Origin of the sequence: Vagococcus sp. WN89Y (assembly GCF_052220145.1) — a bacterium.
Classification (GTDB): domain Bacteria; phylum Pseudomonadota; class Gammaproteobacteria; order Enterobacterales; family Enterobacteriaceae; genus Kosakonia.
Window position 1 is genome coordinate 26,908 of sequence record NZ_JBQPOM010000067.1, and the last position, 23,272, is coordinate 50,179.

Annotated in this window: 21 protein-coding genes; 12 read left to right on the forward strand and 9 right to left on the reverse strand. The window is 54.3% G+C overall.

Annotation, left to right across the window (positions count from 1 at the left end; genetic code table 11):
* Positions 1-3: 3 nt before the first annotated feature.
* The gene (locus ACTU3N_RS19250) at positions 4-954 is read right to left on the reverse strand and encodes an FAD binding domain-containing protein (protein ID WP_443087738.1); all 951 of its coding nucleotides are present in this window, start codon (positions 952-954) and stop codon (positions 4-6) included.
* A complete protein-coding gene (gene paoA / locus ACTU3N_RS19255) occupies positions 951-1,529 on the reverse strand; it encodes an aldehyde dehydrogenase iron-sulfur subunit PaoA (RefSeq protein ID WP_443087739.1) in 579 nt (192 codons plus the stop codon). The genes ACTU3N_RS19250 and paoA overlap by 4 nt, the downstream gene beginning before the upstream one ends.
* A 434-nt stretch (positions 1,530-1,963) precedes the next feature.
* Between paoA and ACTU3N_RS19260 the strand changes: the two genes are divergently transcribed.
* The gene (locus ACTU3N_RS19260) at positions 1,964-3,514 is read left to right on the forward strand and encodes a peptide MFS transporter (RefSeq protein ID WP_443087740.1); all 1,551 of its coding nucleotides are present in this window, start codon (positions 1,964-1,966) and stop codon (positions 3,512-3,514) included.
* Positions 3,515-3,603: 89 nt separating this feature from the next.
* Here the strand turns inward: ACTU3N_RS19260 and ACTU3N_RS19265 are convergent, their stop codons facing one another.
* Both ACTU3N_RS19265 and ACTU3N_RS19270 read right to left on the reverse strand, forming a co-directional pair.
* Positions 3,604-3,810 (reverse strand): YnfU family zinc-binding protein, encoded by a 207-nt coding sequence (locus ACTU3N_RS19265; RefSeq protein ID WP_443087741.1) that lies wholly within the window; start codon positions 3,808-3,810, stop codon positions 3,604-3,606.
* 133 nt (positions 3,811-3,943) lie between these two features.
* Positions 3,944-4,408: a hypothetical protein gene (locus ACTU3N_RS19270; protein ID WP_443087742.1), complete on the reverse strand. Its 465-nt coding sequence runs from the start codon at positions 4,406-4,408 to the stop codon at positions 3,944-3,946.
* Between the two features lie 785 nt (positions 4,409-5,193).
* On the opposite strand from ACTU3N_RS19270, the gene pgaA reads away from it, so the two are divergent.
* From pgaA to pgaD, 4 genes are read left to right on the forward strand one after another with little or no spacing between them, the layout of a single operon-like run.
* Entirely contained in the window at positions 5,194-7,608 is a 2,415-nt protein-coding gene (gene pgaA / locus ACTU3N_RS19275; RefSeq protein WP_443087743.1) for a poly-beta-1,6 N-acetyl-D-glucosamine export porin PgaA, read from the forward strand.
* Positions 7,609-7,617: 9 nt separating this feature from the next.
* A complete protein-coding gene (pgaB, locus tag ACTU3N_RS19280) occupies positions 7,618-9,636 on the forward strand; it encodes a poly-beta-1,6-N-acetyl-D-glucosamine N-deacetylase PgaB (RefSeq protein ID WP_443087744.1) in 2,019 nt (672 codons plus the stop codon).
* Positions 9,629-10,957: a poly-beta-1,6-N-acetyl-D-glucosamine synthase gene (gene pgaC / locus ACTU3N_RS19285; RefSeq protein WP_443087745.1), complete on the forward strand. Its 1,329-nt coding sequence runs from the start codon at positions 9,629-9,631 to the stop codon at positions 10,955-10,957. The genes pgaB and pgaC overlap by 8 nt, the downstream gene beginning before the upstream one ends.
* Positions 10,958-10,959: 2 nt before the next feature.
* A complete protein-coding gene (gene pgaD / locus ACTU3N_RS19290) occupies positions 10,960-11,412 on the forward strand; it encodes a poly-beta-1,6-N-acetyl-D-glucosamine biosynthesis protein PgaD (RefSeq protein WP_443087746.1) in 453 nt (150 codons plus the stop codon).
* A gap of 42 nt (positions 11,413-11,454) precedes the next feature.
* On the opposite strand, the gene zinT is transcribed toward pgaD, so the two are convergent.
* The 3 genes from zinT to ACTU3N_RS19305 all read right to left on the reverse strand — a co-directional run bounded on the left by zinT (position 11,455) and on the right by ACTU3N_RS19305 (position 13,267).
* Positions 11,455-12,099 (reverse strand): metal-binding protein ZinT, encoded by a 645-nt coding sequence (gene zinT, locus ACTU3N_RS19295; RefSeq protein ID WP_443087747.1) that lies wholly within the window; start codon positions 12,097-12,099, stop codon positions 11,455-11,457.
* Between the two features lie 158 nt (positions 12,100-12,257).
* Positions 12,258-12,767 carry a hypothetical protein gene (locus tag ACTU3N_RS19300; protein WP_443087748.1) on the reverse strand — a complete coding sequence of 170 codons (510 nt, stop codon included), beginning with the start codon at positions 12,765-12,767 and terminating at the stop codon, positions 12,258-12,260.
* A 266-nt stretch (positions 12,768-13,033) separates the two neighbouring features.
* On the reverse strand, positions 13,034-13,267 hold the full coding sequence (locus ACTU3N_RS19305; protein WP_443087749.1) for a four-helix bundle copper-binding protein: 234 nt from the start codon (positions 13,265-13,267) through the stop codon (positions 13,034-13,036).
* Positions 13,268-13,729: 462 nt separating this feature from the next.
* Here ACTU3N_RS19305 and ACTU3N_RS19310 point away from each other — a divergent pair, with 462 nt between their 5' ends.
* The 7 genes from ACTU3N_RS19310 to ACTU3N_RS19340 all read left to right on the forward strand — a co-directional run bounded on the left by ACTU3N_RS19310 (position 13,730) and on the right by ACTU3N_RS19340 (position 20,998).
* The gene (locus ACTU3N_RS19310; RefSeq protein WP_443087750.1) at positions 13,730-13,903 is read left to right on the forward strand and encodes a general stress protein; all 174 of its coding nucleotides are present in this window, start codon (positions 13,730-13,732) and stop codon (positions 13,901-13,903) included.
* Between the two features lie 167 nt (positions 13,904-14,070).
* Positions 14,071-14,259: a hypothetical protein gene (locus ACTU3N_RS19315; protein WP_443087751.1), complete on the forward strand. Its 189-nt coding sequence runs from the start codon at positions 14,071-14,073 to the stop codon at positions 14,257-14,259.
* 727 nt (positions 14,260-14,986) lie between these two features.
* Positions 14,987-17,311: a TonB-dependent receptor domain-containing protein gene (locus ACTU3N_RS19320; RefSeq protein ID WP_443087752.1), complete on the forward strand. Its 2,325-nt coding sequence runs from the start codon at positions 14,987-14,989 to the stop codon at positions 17,309-17,311.
* Between the two features lie 52 nt (positions 17,312-17,363).
* On the forward strand, positions 17,364-18,416 hold the full coding sequence (locus tag ACTU3N_RS19325) for a hemin-degrading factor (protein WP_443087753.1): 1,053 nt from the start codon (positions 17,364-17,366) through the stop codon (positions 18,414-18,416).
* Entirely contained in the window at positions 18,413-19,231 is an 819-nt protein-coding gene (locus tag ACTU3N_RS19330) for a heme/hemin ABC transporter substrate-binding protein (RefSeq protein WP_443087754.1), read from the forward strand. Before ACTU3N_RS19325 ends, ACTU3N_RS19330 begins: the two co-directional genes overlap by 4 nt.
* Positions 19,228-20,226 (forward strand): FecCD family ABC transporter permease, encoded by a 999-nt coding sequence (locus ACTU3N_RS19335; RefSeq protein ID WP_443087755.1) that lies wholly within the window; start codon positions 19,228-19,230, stop codon positions 20,224-20,226. The genes ACTU3N_RS19330 and ACTU3N_RS19335 overlap by 4 nt, the downstream gene beginning before the upstream one ends.
* Positions 20,219-20,998: a heme ABC transporter ATP-binding protein gene (locus ACTU3N_RS19340; RefSeq protein ID WP_443087756.1), complete on the forward strand. Its 780-nt coding sequence runs from the start codon at positions 20,219-20,221 to the stop codon at positions 20,996-20,998. Before ACTU3N_RS19335 ends, ACTU3N_RS19340 begins: the two co-directional genes overlap by 8 nt.
* Here ACTU3N_RS19340 and ACTU3N_RS19345 read toward each other — a convergent pair.
* Positions 20,993-21,832 (reverse strand): glycosyltransferase family 8 protein, encoded by an 840-nt coding sequence (locus ACTU3N_RS19345; protein WP_443087757.1) that lies wholly within the window; start codon positions 21,830-21,832, stop codon positions 20,993-20,995. The two genes, ACTU3N_RS19340 and ACTU3N_RS19345, sit on opposite strands and share 6 nt — an antisense overlap.
* Entirely contained in the window at positions 21,829-23,211 is a 1,383-nt protein-coding gene (locus tag ACTU3N_RS19350; protein WP_443087758.1) for a D-arabinono-1,4-lactone oxidase, read from the reverse strand. Before ACTU3N_RS19350 ends, ACTU3N_RS19345 begins: the two co-directional genes overlap by 4 nt.
* Positions 23,212-23,272 lie beyond the last annotated feature (61 nt).

Sequence of the window (23,272 nt, forward strand, 5' to 3'; positions counted from 1 at the left end):
TTGTCAGGCCCTCGCTTCCGACAGCACAGAGGCGAGCGTGCGCTTCGCCAGGCTGAGCTTGAATGCATTGTCCGCTGTGGGGCGCGCACTGGCGAAAAGACGCTCGTATACCGCCTGAGCACCTTGCGCGAGCTGCGCATCTGCCTCTTCCAGCCGCCAGGGTTTATGCGCAACGCCGCCAAGCGCCACGCGCCCGGTACCGTCGGGCTGCACGATGGCGGCGACCGAGACCAGCGCAAAGGCGTAAGAGGCGCGATCGCGTACCTTGCGGTAAACATGCGTGCCGCCGGGCGGCGCGGGTAATGTGACGGCGACAATCAGCTCACCGGGCGTCAGCACGGTTTCCAGATGCGGCGTATCGCCGGGTGCGCGGTAAAAATCCGCCAGCGGTATTTTTCGCTCGTCCCCGTCCGGGTTAACAGTTTCTACCACGGCATCTAAAAGCCGCATCGCAACGGCCATATCGCTGGGGTGGGTAGCAATACAGGCGTCGCTTGCACCCACGACCGCAAGCTGGCGGCTGTATCCGTTAAGCGCCGCGCAGCCGCTGCCAGGAGTGCGTTTATTACAGGGCTGATTGGTGTCGTAAAAGTAAGGGCAGCGCGTGCGTTGTAAAAGATTGCCTGCGGTGGTGGCCTGGTTACGCAGCTGGCCGGACGCTCCGGCAAGTAGCGCCCGTGAGAGCACCGCATAATCACGGCGAATACGTGTGTCGGCAGCTAGGTCGGTGTTGCGCACCAGCGCGCCGATGCGCAAACCGCCGTCCGGGGTCGCGTCGATGTTATCCAGCCCAAGACCATTGACATCAATCAGATGGGTGGGCGTTTCAATTTGCAGCTTCATCAGATCGAGCAGATTGGTACCGCCTGCGATAAATTTCGCCCCGGTGTTACGCCGGGCGCTGGCGGCGGCTTCGCCAGGCGTTGTCACGCGTTCATAGGTAAAAGATTTCATGGTTTTGGCTCCCCGGCGACCTCTTCGATAGCAGCAAGAATGTTGGAATAGGCACCGCAGCGGCAGATATTGCCGCTCATTCGCTCGCGTATTTCCTCAGATGTCATCTCCGGGGGAGAGACCAAATCCAGCGTCACGTGGCTTGGAATTCCGGCGTCTATTTCGCCCAGCACCGCAACGGAGGAGCAGATTTGCCCCGGCGTGCAGTAACCGCACTGATAACCGTCATGTTTAATAAACGCCGCTTGCATAGGGTGAAGGTTGTCAGGTGTTCCCAGCCCTTCGATGGTGGTGATTTCTGCATCCTGGTGCATCACCGCAAGGGTAAGACAGGAATTGATTCTGCGCCCGTTCACCAGCACGGTACAGGCACCGCACTGCCCGTGATCGCAGCCTTTCTTGCTGCCGGTGAGATGTAAATGTTCGCGCAGCGCATCGAGAAGCGTTGTGCGCGGATCAACTTGCAATTGTTGCGTTTTGCCGTTCACGTTTAAGGTCAGGAGAAGCGTTTCTGGCTCCGGGTGTTCAGTCGCTGCCGGAAAGGGATTTGCAGGGGTATTGCCTTGGTTGCTCATGCCTGGCCTCCGGTATTCAAAATGAATGAAAAAAATAGGCGACGCATTCGTTAGCGTGCTGACTGTTTTTAAACGTTAAGCATAGTCGGCACTTGCGGCGGGATTATTCTTAAAACGTGCGGGTGGCGGGGGGAAGAAAGAAGTCAGGATGCGGGCAGATATAGTTATGACTTAAGTAAAACCTGAAGTGGTGCTTTTTGCGGGTACGTTGATGTCAATGATTATTCGCGGATTGCCAACAAAAAAACTGAGAAAGTAGACAATCGTCGACTTTTCATCTTAAAGTTTGCCGGTTAGCACTAGACAAAACCACTGCTTGATTATCAAATGGTTAAATAATATTTCGCTAAATGTAAAAAAATGGCCAGACAGTACGTTGGACGGCCTCGTTTAAATGCTTGCAAGCACGACGGCATACCTTTTCGGGAGAATTTATGCATTCCTCTACGCCTCAAAAACAACGGACTTTTTTTGGTCATCCTTATCCGCTGGGGTCGCTATTTTTCACAGAGATGTGGGAGCGTTTCTCATTTTACGGTATCCGGCCATTACTGATCCTGTTTATGGCGGCAACCGTTTACGATGGCGGGATGGGGCTGGCGCGTGAAAATGCCTCCGCTATCGTGGGGATTTTTGCCGGCAGCATGTATCTGGCTGCGCTGCCGGGCGGCTGGCTGGCGGATAACTGGCTCGGTCAACAAAAAGCGGTCTGGTACGGGTCGATTCTGATTGCGCTCGGCCATCTTTCTATCGCGCTGTCTGCAGTGATGGGCAACAACCTCTTTTTTATCGGCTTGATGTTTATCGTGCTGGGTTCCGGTTTGTTCAAAACCTGTATCTCGGTTATGGTCGGGACGTTATATAAGAAAGGGGATGCGCGTCGCGATGGCGGCTTCTCACTTTTTTATATGGGTATCAATATCGGTTCCTTTATCGCGCCGCTAATCTCCGGCTGGTTGATTAAATCTCACGGCTGGCACTGGGGATTCGGTATTGGCGGCATCGGGATGCTGGTCGCGCTGGTTATCTTCCGCTTTTATGCCGTTCCGGCCATGAAGCGCTACGATAAAGAAGTGGGGCTGGATTCCACCTGGAATAGCCCGGTGGTGAAGAGAAAGGGTGTGGGCGGCTGGCTGCTGGCACTGGCCGTTGGCGTGGCGATTATCATTACCCTGATTGCGCAAGGCATTATTGTTATCAACCCTGTCGCGGTTGCCAGCATGCTGGTGTATGTGATTGCGATTTCGGTTGCGCTCTATTTCATCTGGTTGTTTGTGTTTGCCGGTCTGAACCGCAAAGAGCGCGGCAGGCTGCTGGTGTGCTTTATTCTGCTGGTTTCAGCCGCCTTTTTCTGGTCAGCTTTTGAGCAGAAGCCTACCTCCTTTAACCTGTTTGCCAACGATTATACCAATCGCATGATGGGGGATTTTGAGATCCCTGCCGTATGGTTCCAGTCTATTAATGCGCTGTTTATTATTTTGCTGGCACCGGTGTTTAGCTGGGCATGGCCGAAGCTGGCGCAGAAAAATATCCGTCCGAGCAGCATCAGCAAGTTCGTGATTGGTATTTTATTTGCCGCTGCGGGTTTTGGCTTAATGATGCTGGCCGCGCAGAATGTCCTGAGTAACGGCGGTGCCGGGGTATCACCACTGTGGCTGGTGGGCAGTATCCTGATGCTGACGCTCGGTGAGCTGTGCCTTAGCCCGATAGGCCTTGCGACCATGACGCTGTTAGCGCCAGAAAGAATGCGCGGGCAGATGATGGGGCTGTGGTTCTGCGCCAGCGCGCTGGGTAATCTGGCGGCAGGCTTGATTGGCGGGCATGTCAAAGCCGATCAGCTTGATATGCTGCCGGATCTCTTCGCCCGCTGCTCCGTTGCGCTGCTTATCTGTGCTGCGGTGCTGATGGTGCTGATTATACCGGTGCGCCGCATGCTGGAAAAAGACCAGGTTAAGGGCGAGGCAAAACCGGCCACAAACGCCTGATTTCGCGGTCACCCTGAAAAGACCGGCGCTGAGTGCGTCGGTTTTTTTTTGCCCGCTGTCGAAAAGAGCCGGAGACTGAGCGGGTAAAATTAAGCGAAAGCGGTTTTTTCTGGATGGAAAATTTTGCTGCAGTGGGGGCACATTAACATCGCGCCTTTTTGGACTCGGGAGAAGCTGTGTTCTGAAGATTGGGTGCAGTGAGGGCAGTTACATTTAACAAGATAATTGCGGCGATTTTTTGAGTCTTTGCGTTGTGACATAGAGTTTTTCCTGATGAATGGCCTGCTACCATACACGACTTTATGTCACAAAGCTTGCACTGCTTTATTTCATTTCAATGATGTGAGTCTTTTCCTGGCCGGATTTTGCCTGCGGCAGAATATATTCTCCGCCAGCGTAAAAGATAAAATATTTCTCACACCAGTCAGTTTATTGCCGCACTTTGATGCCAAAAACCTCTTCGACCGTTAAATGACTTGCATGGGCGGCGGCTTCTATCGCCTGATAGAACGAACACCCCATTTCACGCGCCGAAGGGATAATTTGTTCAACCGCCGCGGCGCTGGTAATGCAATCATGCACCGTATATTGCAGGCAGTATCTGACTATCAGTTGCTGGCCTGGATAATCCAGTTCTGCCATATGCGTATGGCTGCTCGTCAGCGCGAAATTATGGTATTCGAGCTTGGCTTTAAAGAGTTCCGCATCCACTTCACACTCTGTGAGCGACTTTGTGCCAACCAGGTTAACCACATCTTCTAAGGCCAGCGGCAGGTTCATTAACGAACAACCAAAGCCATTAAGTTGAGCTTCATAACACGCTGTTTTTTCTGCGTACTCGCGTTTGATACGGCTTTCTTTGCTCTGAAAAAGAGATAAAAAGAAATTTCTCATTATTTTATATCGGGTGTTTTTTGTCTGGTGTGAACACCACTATTGATGACCACCGCCATAAAAACAATGAAGCGAAGACATAAAAGACATAATTAAGATTTGTTTGATATCGGCACGATTACTTAGCCAGCGGTAACGTCTTCCGTTGCTTATCTTTCGTCAGTACAGGTGTGAGGTCTGTCTCAATCCGGTAAAAGGGCGGGAGGCGTCAACAGATTCAGACGCCGTGCTCTTTTATCTGCGCTGTCTCGCTACAGCTCATGGAAAACATGCCATTGGGCTAAATTCAGATATTTATGGGTAAGTGTAATTGTTTGATGAATAGTCCTAAAACATCGGGATTCAGGTTTCCATGTATAAGAAAATGGGATAAATAAGATGCTGAGTCTTTTTCATGTTGGCGATGTTTATCTTCCGTGTGTTTTGGGGAAATGGCTCGCTCGTTGTCATAAAAATATAATAAAAATTCCCGTAAATTTTCCGGGAATAACATTTCAATGGAGAAGTAAGCGTTTTTTTCGCTTATTACGCTGTTCTTACGTTTATTGTTAAAGATTTAAGTCGGTGCGTGAAAACTGAGTGGTGAAGATATTACTCTTTGATTTTACGTGTAAAGTACATCTCAGGTCAGATTTATTCTTCTCTCCGGAAATAAATCTGTATGAGGTTTCTATTACCTTTTTTTCGGAAACCCATACTTTCCCGTTATTACGCATTTAAATATTCGCGGGAACAATAGCCTGATGGAACCGTTGCAAGTATGGAATAAATATTTAAGGAGAGATATGCGCAGTCAACGTCCCTTCTATAAACACTCCAGGCTCGCCTGGGCGTTGGGTTTTATATTATTTTCCGCATCTGCAACGGCTGCCGATGCTGTATATGATCGGTTAGTTTTGCAAGCACGCAACGGCCAGACGCAAGCGCTACTTACCTGGCTGCAAGAACGGGAACAACACAGTACGCTGACCGTGAGCCAGGTGGCAGACTGGCTGCAAGTGGCGGGGTGGGCCGGGCGCGATCGCGACGTGGTCCGCGTCTGGGAGCGTTATCACTTACAGATGGACATCCCGGTGCGCGGTATTACGGCTGCCGCACGCGCTTACCGTAACCTTAAGCAGTGGGACACCTCGCTGGCGCTGTGGGAACGCGCGCGCCAGAAAGCCTCTTCCGACGAGGGGCTGCGGGCAGGCCGGGTGCTGACGCTGGTGGACGCGCAAAAAAATATCCCGGCGCTGGTTGAGGCTGAGCAGCTGGTACAGGACGACCCCAGCCTGCAAAGTTATCAGGCGTTGGGCTATGTCTGGCGCGCGGAAGGCAAAAACTGGGATCAGTTGTTTGCCATGACCAAAGCCTGGCAGCACGACAGGGATAATGCCTCGGTGAAAAGCGATGTGCTGGATGCCTGGACCGCCAGCCGGATCGCCGATCCTGCGCTGAACCTTTCGCGTTCAATGACGCTACCCGAAGCGAAAACCCGCCGCCTGGAGCTGGACGCGGCGGCGGAGCTGGTGCGTATCGCGCAGATTACGTCCCGTGGCGAATCCGAACGTTTTCTCGTGGCCGATAAAGCGCTGGCGCGTTATGACTCGTTACTGGCGCAGTGGAAGTTCAAGCCAGAAGCCCAGGCAGATTACCGCACCGCACGTATCGACAGGCTTGGGGCGCTGTTTGCACGCGGGCGTTATGCCGAAGTGGTGCAGGAGGCGCAATCCCTGCAGGCAGACGGGCAACCCTTGCCGGGCTATACCGATCTCTGGGTGGCGACGGCTCTGCTGGCACAGCGTCGCCCGGAGGAGTCGTACGAGTTATTCAGCCGTAATCCGGGCAATGTTACCCAGCCCGATATGTTTTATGCCGCAATGGAGAGCAATAATTTACCGGCGGCAAAACGTATCGTCGATCGGATGATTGCCATCACGCCGTATCAGGTTCATGACTACGGTTCAACGGTCAAAACACCCAACGATCAATGGCTGATTAATCAGTTACAGCTGGCGGAGTATTACGCCCTGACAGGCGATCTCGCCGGGGCCGAAAAGCTGACCGGGCAGATGACACGCACCGCGCCGGGTAATCAGGAGGTGCGAATCAATTATGCCACGGTGCTTGCATCTCGCGGCCTGCCGCGCGCGGCGCAAGTGCAGCTAAAAATTGCCGAGGCGCTGGGGCCGCTTAACCAGAATCTTATCATTCAGCAAGCGTATAACGCGCAAACCCTCCAGCAGTGGCGGGCGTTTGAGCAACTTACTGATAACGCTGTTGAACGCAGCCCGGAAAGTTCGGCAACGCGGCAACTCGCGCGGGCGAGAAACATTCACCATAAATCTGAGCTGCGCATTAACGCCAGCAAAGGCATCTCTTCCGATAGCCCGGTTAGCGGCTCACGCGACTTTACCTGGAATTCCGTGCTGTATGGCCCTCCGCTTGCCGAACACTGGCGGCCCTTTGCCGGTTTTAATTTTGTTACCGGACGGTTTGAAGAGGGGAGCGGCTATAACCGTGATGTGCTGGGCGGCGTGGAGTTCACTGCCCGTGATTATTGGGTGGAAGCGGCGCTTTCTAATCAGAACTTTGGCCAGGGCAACAAACTGGGCGCGCGGCTCTCTCTCTGGCACGATTTTAGCGACCACTGGCGCGTCGGCGCGACGGCAGAACGGCTCTCTGCAAGCACGCCGCTGCGGGCCTTGCGTAACGGCGTCACCGCCAATGGCGGCCAGGCGTTTGTTCGCTGGTATCACAACGAGCGTCGCGAATATCAGCTCAGCATTGCGCCAGGCTGGTTCTCCGATGGAAACCGGCGCGTGGAATATGGCTTAACGGGTAAAGAGCGGCTTTTGACGCGCCCCTATTTTACCCTCGATCTCACGCCTGATATCAGCGCCAGCACTAATAGCAAAGAGAACGTGCCTTACTACAACCCGAAGCGCGATCTCTCCGTCACGCCAGGCCTTTCTGCCGAGCATATTCTTTACCGCCGTTATGAGACTGTCTGGAGTCAGCTGATTACCGCAGGCGCTGGCGCGTACTGGCAAAAAGGGCAGGGAACCGGGCTTATCACCCAGTTGGGATATGGTCAGCGAGTGCAGCTCAATAATGTGCTGGATGTAGGCGTAACGGTGATGTGGGATAAACGTCCCTATGATGGCAAACGCGAGCGCAATCTGGGCGTGGCCTTTGATATGAATTTGAGGTTCTAAGGATATTTCATGCGTAGACATATGCTTCGTTTTGCACTGCTTGCCATGGGATTACTGCTCATCGCCTCATGCGGCAACACAGAAAAAATGCGCTACCTGCCGCCCGCTGAGCGGCACTCTGAAGCGCAAAATCACCCGTGGCCCGCCAACCGCTTTCTGGTGCTGGCGTATCACGATGTGGAAGATGGCGGTGCGGATCAGCGCTACCTTTCTGTGCGTACCTCGGCGCTGCGCGATCAAATCACCTGGCTTTTAAGAAATGACTACCGGCCGGTGAGCGTGCAGCAAATCCTCGATGCACGAAACGGCGGCGCGCCTTTGCCACCCAAAGCGGTGTTACTGACGTTCGACGATGGCTTTAGCAGTTTTTACACTCGCGTCTGGCCGCTGCTTGAAGCGTACAAAGTCCCGGCCTTGTGGGCACCGGTTGGCAGTTGGGTCGATATGCCTGGCGATCAGAAAGTGGATTTTGGCGGCCTGATGACCGCGCGTTCTAAATTTGCGACCTGGGATATGGTGCGTGAAGTCAGCCAGTCGCCGCTGGTGGAAATCGGCTCCCATACCTGGAACTCACACTATGGCGGCCAGGCTAACCCGCAAGGTAGTGCGCTCCCGGCGGTGGCTAACCGCCTGTACAACAAAGCGACCGGCCAGTACGAAACTGAAGAGCAGTTCACACAACGCATTGACGCGGATGTCCGGCGTATCACAGAAAAAATTAAAGAAGTGACCGGCAAAGCGCCCCGCGCCTGGGTCTGGCCTTATGGCGAGGCGAACGGCACCACGCTTTCCATTGCCGAAAAGCATGGCTACCAGCTTGCCTTTACCCTCGAAAGAGGCCTGGGCGATATCAACGATCTGCGCAATATTCCGCGCGTACTGGTTTCCCGTAACCCGGATTTGAAGCAGTTTGCCGATGAAGTGGTCGAGATCCAGGAAGAAGTGACCACGAGGGTGATGCATATCGATCTGGATTATGTGTATGACGCCGATCCGGTGCAGCAGAAAAAGAATATCGACAAACTGATCCAGCGTGTGTGGGACATGCGCGTCACCCACGTCTTTTTACAGGCGTATGCCGATCCGCAGGGCGACGGTACCGTGAAGTCGCTCTACTTTCCTAACCGCTGGCTGCCGGTACGCGCCGATCTGTTCGGTTATCTCTCCTGGCAGCTTCATACCCGCACAAGCGTCAGGATCTACGCCTGGATGCCGGTGCTGGCGTTTGATCTCGATAAATCTATTCCGCGCGTTCAGCGCTGGGACGAAAGCACTGGCGTTGCGCGAGTCGATCCGAAGCAGTACCAGCGGCTCTCTCCGTGGAACCCGCAGGCCCGGCAACGCATCACGGAAATCTATGAAGACCTGGCGCGGCAGGCGACGTTCAATGGCGTGCTGTTCCACGATGATGCGTTGTTATCTGATTTCGAAGATGCCGGGCCGGATGCTATGCAGGCGTATCGCGCCGCAGGGTTTCGCGGCGACATCGGCGATATTCGCAGCAATCCGCAGGAGTTTCAGCGCTGGACGCGCTACAAAAGTCGTTATCTGATTGATTTTACGCAACAGCTGACAAAAGCGGTGCACGCTATTCGCGGCCCGCAGGTAAAAACAGCGCGCAACATTTATGCGATGCCCATCCTGCAACCCGAAAGCGAAGCCTGGTTTGCGCAGAATCTTGATGATTTCCTGGCTACCTACGACTGGACAGCGCCGATGGCGATGCCGCTGATGGAGAACGTCCCTCTTAGTGAAAGCAATGCCTGGCTGGACAGTCTGGTCACTGCCGTGGCGAAACGTCCCGGCGCGCTGAATAAAACCCTCTTTGAACTTCAGGGGCTTGACTGGCGCAAAGACGATGAGCATGCGGATATTAGCGGTAAGCAACTGGCTGAATGGATGACGCAGCTCCAGCTGAGCGGGGCGGCGCATATCGGCTATTACCCTGATGATTTTATTGAAGGTAAACCGGAGATGTCAGAGGTACGTCCGGCATTCTCCCCTGACTGGTATCCCAAAAATGATTGACAGAATTCTGGCTTTACTGATGCTCTGCCTGGTGCTGGGCCTGCCGCTGGGTGCGGTAGCGCTGTTCACCGGTTCAGTGGTGCTGAACTTCGTCTTCTTCTGGCCGCTGTTTATGTCGGCGCTGTGGATAACGGGCGGCATCTATTTCTGGCTACACCGGGAGCGGCACTGGCCCTGGGGTGAGGAGGTTCCGGCACCTGTCCTTGATGGCAATCCGCTGATTTCGATACTTATCCCGTGCTTTAACGAAGGGTTAAACGTCAGGGAAACCATTGCCGCCGCCGCCGCGCAGCGCTATGAAAATATTGAAATCATTGCCATCAATGATGGTTCTTCCGATAACACCGCAGAGGTGCTGGACGAGCTTGCCGATGAGTATCCGATGCTGAGGGTTATCCATCTGGCGGAAAACCAGGGCAAGGCGGTGGCGCTGAATACCGGTGCGGCTGCGGCCCGCAGCGATTTTTTAGTCTGTATTGACGGTGATGCGCTGCTGGAGCGGGACACCGCCGCTTATCTGGTCGCTCCGTTATTACAGCGCCCGCGGGTCGGTGCGGTGACTGGCAACCCGCGCATTCGTACCCGCTCAACGCTGATTGGCAGGGTACAGGTCGGGGAATTCTCTTCAATTATTGGTCTTATCAAACGTACTCAGCGCGTGTATGGGCAAATCTTTACCGTTTCCGGTGTTATCACCGCGTTTCGCCGCCGTGCGCTGGCGGAAGTGGGCTACTGGAGCCCGGATATGGTCACGGAAGATATCGACATTAGCTGGAAGTTACAGCTTAGCCACTGGGCGATTTTCTTCGAACCGCGCGCGCTGTGCTGGATATTGATGCCGGAAACGCTCAAAGGGCTGTGGAAGCAGCGCTTGCGCTGGGCGCAGGGCGGCGCAGAAGTGTTCCTGGTAAATATACGTCGGCTGTGGGCGTGGGAGTTCCGGCGTATGTGGGTGTTATTTGCGGAATTTTGCCTGTCGACAATTTGGGCCTTTTCTTACGCTATTAGCATCTTGTTGTTCTTCCTCAGCCTGGTGGTGACGCTGCCGGAAAATCTGCTGATTCACCGGATTTTACCGCCGGAGTTTACCGGGCTTCTGCTTGGCGCTGTCTGTTTGTTGCAATTCTTTGTCAGTCTTTTGATTGACAGGCGCTATGAGAAAGGGATTGCCAAATCGTTGTTCTGGGTCATCTGGTTTCCGGTCGTTTACTGGATGTTAAGTCTTTTCACCACTCTGGTGGCTTTCCCGAAAGTGATGCTCAGGCGCCATCGCGCCCGCGCCCGTTGGGTTAGCCCGGATCGCGGCATTGGGAGGATGTAGTTATGCACCAGCCATTAATTTTCACCGAACGTCGTTGGTTTCCAAAGTTTACAGATGTACTTTTAACACTGATCGCCTGGAGCGGATTTCTCTGGCTTATTTACGCCGGAATGGTGCGGGCATTCATTGCCCAGCCGAATATCGGGCCACGCCCGTTTGCCTCAAACTTTAGCTCGGTAGTTATCTATCTTATTGTTGCGGCAACGTATGGCGGCTTACTGATTATCTGGGCCAGGTACAATCAGCACCGTTTTCGCGTTGAGCGCCGCTCGCGTAAACCGGGGCTGGCACATGAGGAAGTGGCAAAAAGTTTCCATATCACGCCTGGGGTGGTGGCTGAACTTAACCGCAGCCGTTTGCTAACCGTGCATCACAACGGGTTTGGCAGTATCAGCAGCGTGGAGCCGCACCTGTTCATCCCGAATAATATCATGCCGATTACCCGTACAGCCTGACACTTTGGCGGCACATGCCAGCGCGTGTGCCGCCTGTAGCCATTAGTGGTGCAGCATCTCGTCGACAATCTGCGCTTTGGTCATATTATAAGGATAATAGGTCGGCCAGTTATCCATCTCTTTTAGCAGCGCCTCCTGAGATTCATTTCCCATATAAATGTGGAAATGCTGAGACTGGCGTGGGGCGATAGTATGGTCGCTGAACTGAACATATTTTGGCGCTTTTGAGTTGGCATCGCTGCATTCAAACAAGTAACGCACACCTTTTTTACCCGAGGTATAAGTAAGGATTTTGTAACCCGCGTAATTATATTTACAGGCGTTCACCGCTTTACCTACGTGAAATTCCATGACGTTATTTTCGATACCAATCATTTCCACGTCAGTGGCGTAGCCTTTTTTATAATAAGCGCGATACGCTGCGACGGATTTATCGCCCGTCTGCGCTTTTTTCTCAAGTACCGGGTCGAGGCTGCCATCAAGTAAATAAGGGTTCAGCGACTGCCAGATCCCGTCCCAGTCGCTGAGCGCGCGGTCTTTTACGTCTTTATCTGCGAAATATCCCTCGCTGGCTTTACGCTCAACTTCTGTTAACGGCTTGCCGTAATGATGCTCGTGCGCGAAGCTCTGTGTCGCGCCGAGTAATACACTCATCCCAACAACAAAAGCGGTTTTTCTCATGATCATAACATCTCCCTGGGTATCATTTTGTGTAAAATGATATGTTATATTATAACAAAATAAAAAGTACAACGTTTTATCGTGCTGGCGAAGGGATGCAAACATAACGTGGGCGTATCAAGCCGTGACAGCTTGATACGTGGGGAAAGTGAACTCAGAAGGCGTTAGCGCGGGAAGCCATTTTCATTGCAAATCTGCCGACTGGTGTGCAGGGTAAAGGCGAGGGTATCAGGGTAGTGAGAATAGTAATTATGCACTTCTTCCAGTCCTTTAAACTGCGCCAGTTTTACCGTTTCGAGAGAGCAGGTCCGGTAAATTAAATCTTTCTGCATCATTTTCTGCCGCTTTTGCTGAGCGGCAGGAGAGAGCGCTAACCACTCCTGCGTTAAAGCGTATTCAAATACCACTTTATTCTCTAGCGGATGGACATCCACAATGTATACAGAATCATCAATCTTCATGCGGGATTTACCCGCCAGGCGTTTTTTCTGCATGGCTGCACCTTCCACCGCCAGCTCATTCACGCTCATCGTCGCGCTCTTTTTCTGCCAGTGGGCGACATATTCTGGTGGTTGATAATAATGCTCTGCATAGCGTTGACGCATTTGTGTATCGCTTATTGCGCAACCGACCAGCAGCACCGGGAGAAAAAGTGCCAGCTTTTTGCTTAGCATTCGTTATTCCTCGCTGTTTAGATTTTTCTTATCGCCGAGGATAGTAAAGCGAGGCTAAAAATATACTCTTAATATTAGTAGGGGTAACTTGCATGCTTTTGGTTTTGCCTGCGCAGCGCGGCAGAAGAATAGGTTAACGCGTCTGGCTGGGGGGATTTTACCGCAGCGATCGGTAAGGTTATTTCGCCTTAAGCGAGTCAATGCCCCCAGCGAAGCCGCCAGCCAGTGCGGCTTACGGCTTCAGTGGGCCAGGTATGCACGTTGGTTTACGCCACCATACGCAAGCAGGTTTCTGCACATTCGCGGCACGCTTGTGCGCAACGTTGGCAATGATCGTGCTGGTGTTTCCCGCATTCTTCAGCACAGGCCCGGCATACGTCTACGCACAGTCGGCAGACCTGCTGTAAATGCTCGCTCTCAAGCGCCATAAACTGCCCGGCGAGGCGGCATAAAGAGGCGCATTGCACGTCCAGCTTGATGCATTCACGCATCATGGCCATATCGTCTTCCTGCAGGCAGGACAGCGCGCAGTGTTCGCAGGCAGCGGCACATTTGTAACACATTTCAGCACAAGATTGATGTTCCGGATGCATATATTCCTCCATTTCGTTAGTCCTCAGTAAATTAAGTCTGCACAAAATTTACCGGTGCGTAATTTATTATGGTCGCAATGTTTGAATACCACAGGATATATCGGGTGAGCGAGGCGGTATTACCGATTCGCTTATTTGTTTTTTACTAAGAATTAACAAGTTGAATGTTGCTTTTCGCAACTTACTCATTTTTTTCTGTTTTGCACCATTTTTTATAAATAACAAAATGTGACATTTTATTTTTTATGAGATATTTAAGTTTTTCGTTTGACTAATTTTAATAAGTAGCCAAACTTAATCATGCAACGCGATCGATATGGTTCTTAATAGCGTATCGGTTATATCGAAAGACAAAATCGGAGATATAATATGGCAGAGCACAGAGGCGGTTCCGGTAATTTCGCAGAAGATCGTGAAAAAGCCTCCGAAGCAGGACGCAAAGGCGGGCAGCATAGCGGGGGTAACTTCAAAAATGACCCCGATCGTGCTTCCGAAGCCGGAAAAAAAGGCGGGCAACAGAGCCACGGCGGCGGCCGTAAATAGTCGTCCTCATACCCTTTGGTCAATTAACAAACCAGGGCGAAATAAACGGGTCGGAAACGGCTCGTTTTATTTTTTTTTAACTCTCAGGAGCAGGAAGAAATATGATTGATCAATATTTATTAATGTGCTGAAACAGAGGTTATGAACAAAATATACAAAATTAGTTAGTGGGTGAAAATTCTAAAATCGAACAGGTAGTAGAGCAGTTTGTTGCAAATGCTCGCCGGGAGCAATCCGGTGTTGTGTTTTTTAACGACACTGGTATGGATTTTTTAATTCTTCCTGTTGCAAAGCAACGTTTGGTCGAAAAAATGGCTAAGCGGATCCTGACATCTGAAATAACTTACAGAAAATAAAACCTTCCATTTATATCTGCACAGTTCTACCCGCGTTATTATTGCGCAATATATGCTTAATAAAATGCCCGGTACAAATTGTGAAATCATAAGATTCGTTTCGCTTTGCCATTCATTTTGTACGCCGCGTAAAATAGCTTACTGCCTGGCATGGTGGCGTATTGAACAATGGAAGGGATTAATGCGGCAAAAAGAGACCCTCAGGAACAGGAAATCCGGTCTGTGCCTGAGGGCATGCAAACGCATTTTCGTTACCCCACCAGTATGTGAATATTCCTAATTTTTAGTATAGGATTAACCTTAAAGTTAATGTTTTGAAATAATCTGTAATGTTGTTTTTAATAAATATATCATTATTAAAACGCCTTATCTCGTTGATAGATAACCAGTAAATTTTTGTGGCTATTTTTTGTTTTTATTTCCTTTTCATTTTTCCGGTTTTTTATTACGTGATGTTTTTATTTAACCTCACTTAATGAGTTATTTAATAACGCTTACTTTATATTTTTAAATCGCCCGTCATTAAACTATTGCAAGTGGTAATGGTTATCATTATCATCCATGTCGCATGATAAGAGTGACCGGGCAGCGTTCTGCGCTGGCATGGCGCCATGATGCGAAACCACTGGAAGAAAGACGTGAGCCTGATACTAATAAATATGAAGGCTTAATAAACACTATGTGTATATCGCAACTTTCCCGGCCGCGCCTGAATAAAAGCGCACTGGTGACGTCACTACTCGCAGCCTTGTATCAGACCTCCGCCTGCGCGGCTGATACCAAAACATTCGCACCCGCTTCGCATGCTTCTTCGCACGATAATGCGGAAGAAATGGTGGTCACCGCGCCCGCTCCGGAGCTGAAAGCGGGCAGCAACCACACGCTCAGCGCCGGAGATCTGCAAAATAAAGGCGCTAACGACTTTGGCTCGATTATGCGCTACGAGCCGTTAATCAGCGCGACAGGAGCCAGCGGTGGCTCCGGGCACGGTAAAAGCGGTTTTGATCGTGGCGGCTACACCGGCTATAACATCCGCGGGCTGGAGAGCAACCGTGTCGGCATTGATGTTGACGGGATTGCGCAGCCGGATGCGACCGGGCGCAGCTATGTCAGCCGTGCGGGTCTCAATACCTTTGGCATTGGGCGTGATTATATCGATCCCTATATGTACGGTGGCGTTGATATTCAGTCCGGCGCGACCGCCGTTGACAATGCCCACACCTCTATCGGCGGCAGCGTTTCGTTCCTGCCAAAATCCCCTGACACATATCTCAATCCGGGTAAAGAGACCTTTTTTGGCTACCGTAGCGGTTACGACTCCGCCGATCGCAGCTGGCACAACGGTATCACCGGCGCGCTGGGGGATGAGACGCTGCGCGGGATTATCGTGTATAGCCGCCGCGACGGGCAACAAACGCGCAATAACAGCGGCACGCATAATGCGTACCCGGCGAACTGGCACTCCGACGCGTTAATGGCATCCGCCATCTGGCAGCCGAACGAAGCGCACAAAATCACCGGTACCGCAGACTTCTATCACAAAACGAACCACACCAATTTTGCTGCCTGGAACAATGCCAGCAGCGCGATTATAGGCCAGGCGCTGCAAACCACCCAGACTCGCCGCTGGGGTCTCAGCCTGAAAGATGACTGGACACCCGCAAACGGCTGGCTGGATAGTCTCTCGACCCGAGTGTACTGGCAGCATACTGAAGCTCACGATCGTACCTGGATGCCAGACATCATCACCGCGCGCATGCAAACCATCTATTCCAGTTATGATACCGATACCTGGGGCATGCAGAGCACGCTGGCAAAAAGCCTGGGTCGCCACGATCTCAGCGCCGGCGTGAATGTAAGCCTGGGTAAAACGCAGCGCCCCTTCAGGCAGACGCCGATCGCCAGCGCCTTTAGCGCTATCATGCAACCGGAGGCCGACAGCCGCAGCTATACGCTGGGCGCATTTGTGCAGGATCAGATCAATTACGATTTGGCGGGACACGCCTTCGCTATCATTCCGGGCGCACGCGTAGTGCATCAGTCAACAAAACCGGACAATCTGGTCAGCCTGACGACCACCAATGACGTGCTGAATGAGTCGGACGTCTCAACCCTGTATGGCAAAAATTCCTCGACCGAACTGCTACCGTCGCTCACTTTCCAGTACGACCTCACGCCACGCCTGATGACGTATCTGCAATATAAGCGCGGCGCGCAGTTCCCCACCGCCAGCCAGCTGTATGGTTCCTGGAACCTTGCCTCCAGCTACGCCGGGCCAAACCAGTACGCGCTGATTGGCAACAGCGGTCTGGATACCGAAACCAGCAACAATCTGGAGTGGGGCGTGAAGGGCGAGCCTGTCGAAGGCATTACGCTGCGCACGGCGCTGTTCTATAACAGCTACAAAAACTTTATCGCTTACACCCGCTATCGCCGTGCCGACAGCCCGGATAAGTTCGTCAATGTTCCGTCCAATATCTATACCACTTACCAGGCGGAAAACCGCGACAAGGCCTTTATCTATGGCGGCGAAATTAGCGCCAAAATTAACGTCGGCCACTGGTTTGAACAAGCTGACGGGCTAAGCGCGGTGCTGGCTTATGGCTATAACGAAGGGAAATCGAAATCCCGCTATCTGGGCGATAAATATATCCCGCTCGATAGCGTTGCGCCGATGAAAGCGGTGGTGGGTCTTGCCTGGGACGATCCGGCGCAGCGCTACGGTACTGCGCTGACCGCCACCTTTGTCAAAGGCAAACGCGCCAGCGCTACCACCCGCGAAACCTACAATAACAGCGGCACGCCGGTTGCCGACGCCAGCAATCGCTATATGCGCGTGCCGGGTTACGGCCTGCTGGACTGGACGGCCTACTGGCAGGTGGCGAAAAACGTCAAAATCAACGGCGGCGTCTTCAACATTACCGACCGTAAATATTGGGATTATCTGAACAGTCGAACACAGGAAGAGACAACCCGGCGGGATGCCTGGGACAAAGCGCTGGCGGTAATGCCTGGGCGGAGCTGGCAGCTGGGCGTCAGTGTGGATTTCTAATCGCATGTCCCCCGGTTACGCGGGGGACTCATCATTTCAGGGAGAGCTTCAAATGGCTGTTTCAACAAAAGATTATAGCGCCATCTGGCAACAGTATCAGACTATCAAAACGAACGAACCCATCAGCTTTGCGCGCGATATCGCTGCAAAAATAGGCATCAGCGAGGCTGAGTTAACGCAGGCGCGGGTGGGGCACGATGCCACACGACTTAACGAGGAGATACGCGCCATTATTACCGCGCTCGAAACGGTGGGAGAGACCAAATGCATCTGTCGTAATGCGTACGCGGTGCATGAGCAGATGGGCCGCTTTACCCACCAGCATCTGGGCGAACATGCGGGGCTGGTGCTGAACCCGCGCGCGCTCGATTTGCGCCTTTTTATCAACCAGTGGGCCAGCGCTTTTTACCTTTGCGAGCAAACCTCGCGGGGCGAGCGCCAGAGTATCCAGTTTTTCGACAGGCACGGTGATGCGCTGCTTAAAGTCTACACCACCGCGCAAACCGATCTCCGCGCCTGGCGCGAGCTGGTGGCGCGCTTTACGGCACAGGCTAGCCTGCCGCTGGCGCTGGAAGCCGTGGTGCCCGCGCAATATGCGCAATCTGCCGATGCGCAGGCGCTGCGCCAGGGATGGCGGGCAATGAATGATGTGCACCAGTTTTTCAACTTGTTGAAAAAGCATAATGTCTCGCGCCAGCAGGCGTTTCGCCTGGTCGATGACGAGCTGGCGTGCCTGGTGGACAACGGTGCACTGACCCGGCTTCTGGACACCGTACAGTCTGAAGGCAACGAAATCATGATTTTTGTCGGTAATCGTGGGTGTGTACAAATTTTCACCGGCGCGCTTGAGAAGCTTGCCCCGATCCCCGGCTGGCTCAATATCTTCAACCAACAATTCACACTACATCTGCGCGTTAATGAAATCGCGGAGAGCTGGATCACGCGTAAACCGACCGCCGACGGGCACGTCACCAGCCTGGAATTATTTGCCAGTGACGGTACGCAAATCGCCCAGCTTTACGGGCAGCGCAGCGAAGGCAGCCCGGAACAGGTGCTGTGGCGCGCGCAAATTGATGCGCTGGCGCGTGAGGGGCTGTGCACATGAAAAAAGCGCTAACCCTGCTGGCGTTTCTGCTGCCGTTCTGCAGTGCGGCGAGTGAGCGGATTGTTTCGCTGGGCGGCGATGTAACCGAAATCCTCTATGGCCTGGGGGCGTGGCAGAGCCTTGTGGCACGCGACAGTACCAGTAACTGGCCTGCCAGCGCCCAAAAACTGCCGGATGTGGGTTACGTGCGCCAGCTCAACCCGGAGGGCATCCTCTCTTTGCGCCCGACGCTGGTGCTGGCGAGCGCGCAGGCACGGCCATCAATGGCGCTACAAACCGTAGAGAAAAATCATGTCACGGTAGTCCCGGTGCCCGGTGGTTATACGCTCGCGGGCATTGATAAAAAAGTGGCGCTTATTGCGCGCGCGACCGGAAAAACAGCGCAAGCGGCCGTTTTGCGTAAGAAACTGGATGTGGAGATAGCCGCGCTGCCGCGTCAGCCGTTGCATAAGCGCGTGTTGTTTATCCTCAGTCATGGCGGCATGGATTCGCTGGTTGCCGGGCAGGAGACCGCCGCAGACGGTGCCATTCGTGAAGCCGGGCTGGAGAATGCGATGCAGGGTTTTAGCCATTATCGCGCCATGTCGCAAGAAGGTGTCATCGCCAGCCAGCCTGATCTGGTGGTGATTTCTGAAGATGGGGTAAAAAGCATCGGCGGAGAAGAAAATTTGTGGAAGCTGCCGGGCCTTTCGCAAACTCCGGCAGGGCGTCATAAACAGGTCTTCATTGTTGATGATGTGGCGCTGCTGGCGTTTGGCTTACGCACGCCACGGGCGGTGCTGGCGCTGCGTCAGCGGGCGGAGCAACTGCCATGACGCGCCGCGCGGTGTTGGCAAAACTGTGGGGCATGTCCCTGCTGTTGCTTGGGCTGACGCTACTGGCCACCACCCAGGGCGCGATGCAGCTGCCGGTGTTTCGCCTGTGGCAAGGCGGCGATGATGCGCTGCGCCAGATTTGGCTGACAATACGCCTGCCGCGCGTGCTGCTGGCGTTACTGGTGGGCGGTGCGCTGGCGCTCTCCGGCTGCGTGATGCAGGGGTTGTTTCGTAATCCGCTTGCCGATCCTGGGTTACTGGGCGTCAGTAGCGGGGCGGCACTGGCGGTCGCCTGCTGGCTGGTGCTGCCGTTCTCGGTTCCGGCGGTCGTGGCGCTGTATGCGCCGATGCTGGCAGCCTTTATCGGTAGCCTGGCGGTGATGGCGGCGATTTTTCTGCTGAGCCAGGCGGGAGGCGGCGCGTTATCACGCCTGTTGCTGGTGGGGATTGCCATCAACGCCCTGTGCGGTGCCGCCGTGGGGGTGTTGTCGTGGGTGAGTAACGATGCCCAGTTGCGCCAGCTGGCGCTATGGGGAATGGGTAGCCTGGGGCAAGCGCAGTGGTCAACGCTGCTGGTTGTCGCCTCGCTGATGTTGCCCGCATCGCTTCTGATTTGGCGCGTTGCGCGGGTGCTCAACCTGCTGCAACTGGGGGATGAAGAGGCGCACTACCTGGGCGTCAACGTCCGGCTGATGCAGCGGCTTTTGCTGCTGTGCAGCGCATTGCTGGTCGCCGCGTCTGTGGCTATCGGCGGCATCATTGGTTTTATCGGGCTGGTGGTGCCGCACCTGATGCGCATGTGGCTGGGGCCGGATCATCGCGCGCTGGTGCCAGCCTCGCTGTTGGCGGGCGCGATACTGTTATTGCTTGCCGACACCGCCGCCCGCACGCTGGTTGCTCCGGCGGAGATGCCGGTCGGCCTGCTCACCAGCCTGCTGGGCGCGCCCTGGTTTTTATGGCTAATCTTTCGCCAGCGGAGCGCTGCTTATGGATAACGTTTTAACCGCCGCGCAGTTGCAGCTTCGCAGGGGAGGGCGCCCGGTGATTGATGATGTCTCATTAACGCTGGCGCCGGGTGAGATGGTGGCGCTGATTGGCCCGAACGGTGCAGGGAAGTCAACGTTGCTGCGCCTGCTGACAGGCTATCTTGCGCCGGATGCGGGGGCCTGTACCCTGGCCGGGCGCAGGCTGGAGCACTGGTCTGCGCGAGCACTCTCCCGCTGCCGGGCGGTGATGTTACAACAGACGCAGCTGCCCTTCGACTGGTCAGTGGAAACGGTTGTGGCGATGGGCCGCGCGCCCTGGGCGCTGGCGGATGAGCAGGGCATTGTGCGTCAGGTGATGGCGCTGACTGGCTGCAGCGCGCTGTTCGGGCGGCGCTATAACACCCTATCCGGTGGTGAGCAGCAGCGCGTGCAGCTGGCGCGCGCGCTGGCGCAGCTTTGGCAGGATGGTGGTCCACAAGGGTGGTTATTTCTTGATGAGCCAACCTCGGCGCTGGATCTCTATCATCAGCAGCAGTTATTGCGCCTGCTTAAGCATCTTACGCGCGGCAGTCCGCTTCATGTCTGCGTGGTGGTGCACGATCTGAACCTTGCCGCGCTGTGGGCCGACAGACTGATACTGCTCCACGCGGGGAAAATTGTGGCGGCAGGCACGGCGCAAGCCGTTATCCAGCGCGAGGTGATCCGTAAATGGTACGGCGCGCAGGTGCATGTGACGCAGCACCCGGAGCAGGGCGCGCCCCAGGTGTTGCTGGCATTATGAAGAGGAGACGCTGTCCCACCATAAGCGATGCAGCTCATACCACTTATCGCCGGGTTCGGGGCGCTTTTCCCACGGCTTATCAATGATGTAATGAATATTTTTTACCCGTGCCAGGTTCCACATTTGCGGGTGCTGCTGCGCCAGGGTTTTCAGCGCGTTATAACCATAGTGCAGCGGCTGCCAGCGGTCTTTGAAAAATTCATTGAGGAAGTCTTGCTCGGCAAACACGTAGTCTGAAATGTCCTCTTTTTCCGCCAGTTGCGCCAGCATCTGCTGATACACTGCCGCATCGGGCGTCAGCAAAAGAAATCCGCCGTTGAGGTAATTATCAACCGTCGGCGGCGGGCTGGCGTGCATTTGATCATCTGTACACCAGCTGTAATAGCAGTTCTCCGGCTTCCAGCTTGCCGGGTAGCTCGCAATACGCTGGGGATTGCAGCGACAGGCATGGCAGGCGGCGATGGTGCCCTGCGCCAGTGGCTGCGAGAAAAGCTCATCCATGTTTTTTACCACCAGCATGTCGGCATCGAGAAACGCCACGCGCTGATAGTCCGTCAGTGTCCACACCGCCAGTTTGCTCCAAACTTCAGCGAAGCGGGCGTTAGCATAGCGGTGCGCCAGCGCAGGATTGGGGCCTATCACCGGGACGTCGCGCACAATGCAGGCCACATCGCGCAGGCGCTGGCGCGTCGTCTCATCAATGGATTCAGTTACCATGACCACCAGCGGCCAGCGGGAATCCGTGGCGCGCAGCGAACGCGCCAGCGCCTCCACGCCCGGCAGATAGCCTGGCTGGGTCAGCAGTGTGGCCCAGGCGAAAGCGCCATGACTCATCGCATCAGCTCCTGCATAAACGGGTTGAGGAATTTCCCCTGCGGGTCCAGCTCGCGGCGAATTGCCTGAAATTGCGCCCAGTGCGGATAGAGCGTTGGCCAGTCGTACAAGTCAGGGGTGAAATATTTGCCCCAGTGCGGCTTGCCGCCTTCTTCAGCCAGCAGTTGCTCGACGTCGCGCAAAAAGGCCAGCCCCTCTTCGGAGAGCGAACCATCCTGCGCGTAGTAGACCACGAAACCGAAGAAGCAGGTCGGGTGCTGCCATGCCGGGCTGAGCCAGGCATCGGACGGGCCGGTGCAACGTAAAATAACCGGGTAGTGCATATGCGGGTGCGCGCCGTTATGCCAGGCTTTGATGCGGCGTATTACCGCCGGCGCTTTATCCAGTGGAATACCGATTTCGATATTAATTTGCGGCGTGGCGATCCCGCGGCAAAACACCTGGTAGATATCGCCAATCACATCTGAAAAGTCTTTAAACCGCGTGACGGTGCGAAACGGTTTACCGTTCTCATCAACGATTTTTGTGTCGTCACGCATCCGGGCGAGCGTTTTATCGACCGTGGCATTCATCTGTTCATCGGTCTCGTCCAGCGTGACCAGATCGCCGTGGTTTTTACGCCACAGCGCCTGTTCCTGTTCATTGGCTTCGCGCGCATTCCAGGCGTGGACTTTGTTCTCGTCGGGAAACCACCAGGCCTTGCTGAACGCCCACTGCTGATTCCAGGCAAGGAGATCCTCTTCCAGGTTATCAGCGCTGTGGGCGCTTTTAAAACAGGAATAGCGCGTAGCCGGGCGCGTGCGCAGGGTGACCGCCGTGATAGCGCCCAGGGTGCCAAGCCCAAGCTGGGCGGCGGGAAACCATGGATGATAGCGGTCAATATTATAAATATTGCCTTCGGCATCCATTAAACGAATGCTTAATGCTTCATCAGCCAGTCCGCTTTGCGCCAGCCCCTGGCCGTGAGTGCCGGTAGATATCGCCCCCGCCAGCGTCTGCATATCAATCACGCCGGGTGAAGCGTACAGCATGCGATCCATCGCCGTCAGAATCTCAAACACTTCATGCAGCGGCGTCCCGGCGGCGAACGTCACGCTGTTGTCATCAAACGCCAGCCTGCCGCGCAAACGCGACAGGTCTATCAATATGTCCTGCTCACCACCGAGGCTCAGCATTCTGCCCGGCGTCATGCGGGTTCCCATAATCCGCACCCGACCCTGGCAGCCAGCAATTGCCGCCTGTAGCTGAGATTCATTTTCCGGTATGACCCACGCGCTCGCTGGTGCCAGCGTGGCATTTTTGGCCCAATTCATCAGCATGGGAGAGTTGGGCTCGGCGTTGGGCTGGCGTGGGGGAAAAAGGGGGGGCGTTGATGGCATCGGCAATTCCTCGCTCTTGTTTTATCTCTTGAACAAGCGTAGCCCATACAAAAGAATGTGA

Coding starts and splice junctions, on each gene's coding strand:
- ACTU3N_RS19340 (WP_443087756.1), top strand. CDS start 20,219: ATGGATAACGTTTTAACCGCCGCGCAGTTGCAGCTTCGCAGGGGAGGG.
- paoA (WP_443087739.1), bottom strand. CDS start 1,529: ATGAGCAACCAAGGCAATACCCCTGCAAATCCCTTTCCGGCAGCGACT.
- ACTU3N_RS19270 (WP_443087742.1), bottom strand. CDS start 4,408: ATGAGAAATTTCTTTTTATCTCTTTTTCAGAGCAAAGAAAGCCGTATC.
- zinT (WP_443087747.1), bottom strand. CDS start 12,099: ATGATCATGAGAAAAACCGCTTTTGTTGTTGGGATGAGTGTATTACTC.
- ACTU3N_RS19300 (WP_443087748.1), bottom strand. CDS start 12,767: ATGCTAAGCAAAAAGCTGGCACTTTTTCTCCCGGTGCTGCTGGTCGGT.
- pgaC (WP_443087745.1), top strand. CDS start 9,629: ATGATTGACAGAATTCTGGCTTTACTGATGCTCTGCCTGGTGCTGGGC.
- pgaB (WP_443087744.1), top strand. CDS start 7,618: ATGCGTAGACATATGCTTCGTTTTGCACTGCTTGCCATGGGATTACTG.
- ACTU3N_RS19345 (WP_443087757.1), bottom strand. CDS start 21,832: ATGAGTCATGGCGCTTTCGCCTGGGCCACACTGCTGACCCAGCCAGGC.
- ACTU3N_RS19330 (WP_443087754.1), top strand. CDS start 18,413: ATGAAAAAAGCGCTAACCCTGCTGGCGTTTCTGCTGCCGTTCTGCAGT.
- ACTU3N_RS19335 (WP_443087755.1), top strand. CDS start 19,228: ATGACGCGCCGCGCGGTGTTGGCAAAACTGTGGGGCATGTCCCTGCTG.
- ACTU3N_RS19350 (WP_443087758.1), bottom strand. CDS start 23,211: ATGCCATCAACGCCCCCCCTTTTTCCCCCACGCCAGCCCAACGCCGAG.
- ACTU3N_RS19260 (WP_443087740.1), top strand. CDS start 1,964: ATGCATTCCTCTACGCCTCAAAAACAACGGACTTTTTTTGGTCATCCT.
- ACTU3N_RS19325 (WP_443087753.1), top strand. CDS start 17,364: ATGGCTGTTTCAACAAAAGATTATAGCGCCATCTGGCAACAGTATCAG.
- ACTU3N_RS19310 (WP_443087750.1), top strand. CDS start 13,730: ATGGCAGAGCACAGAGGCGGTTCCGGTAATTTCGCAGAAGATCGTGAA.
- pgaA (WP_443087743.1), top strand. CDS start 5,194: ATGCGCAGTCAACGTCCCTTCTATAAACACTCCAGGCTCGCCTGGGCG.
- ACTU3N_RS19250 (WP_443087738.1), bottom strand. CDS start 954: ATGAAATCTTTTACCTATGAACGCGTGACAACGCCTGGCGAAGCCGCC.
- ACTU3N_RS19305 (WP_443087749.1), bottom strand. CDS start 13,267: ATGGCCATGATGCGTGAATGCATCAAGCTGGACGTGCAATGCGCCTCT.
- pgaD (WP_443087746.1), top strand. CDS start 10,960: ATGCACCAGCCATTAATTTTCACCGAACGTCGTTGGTTTCCAAAGTTT.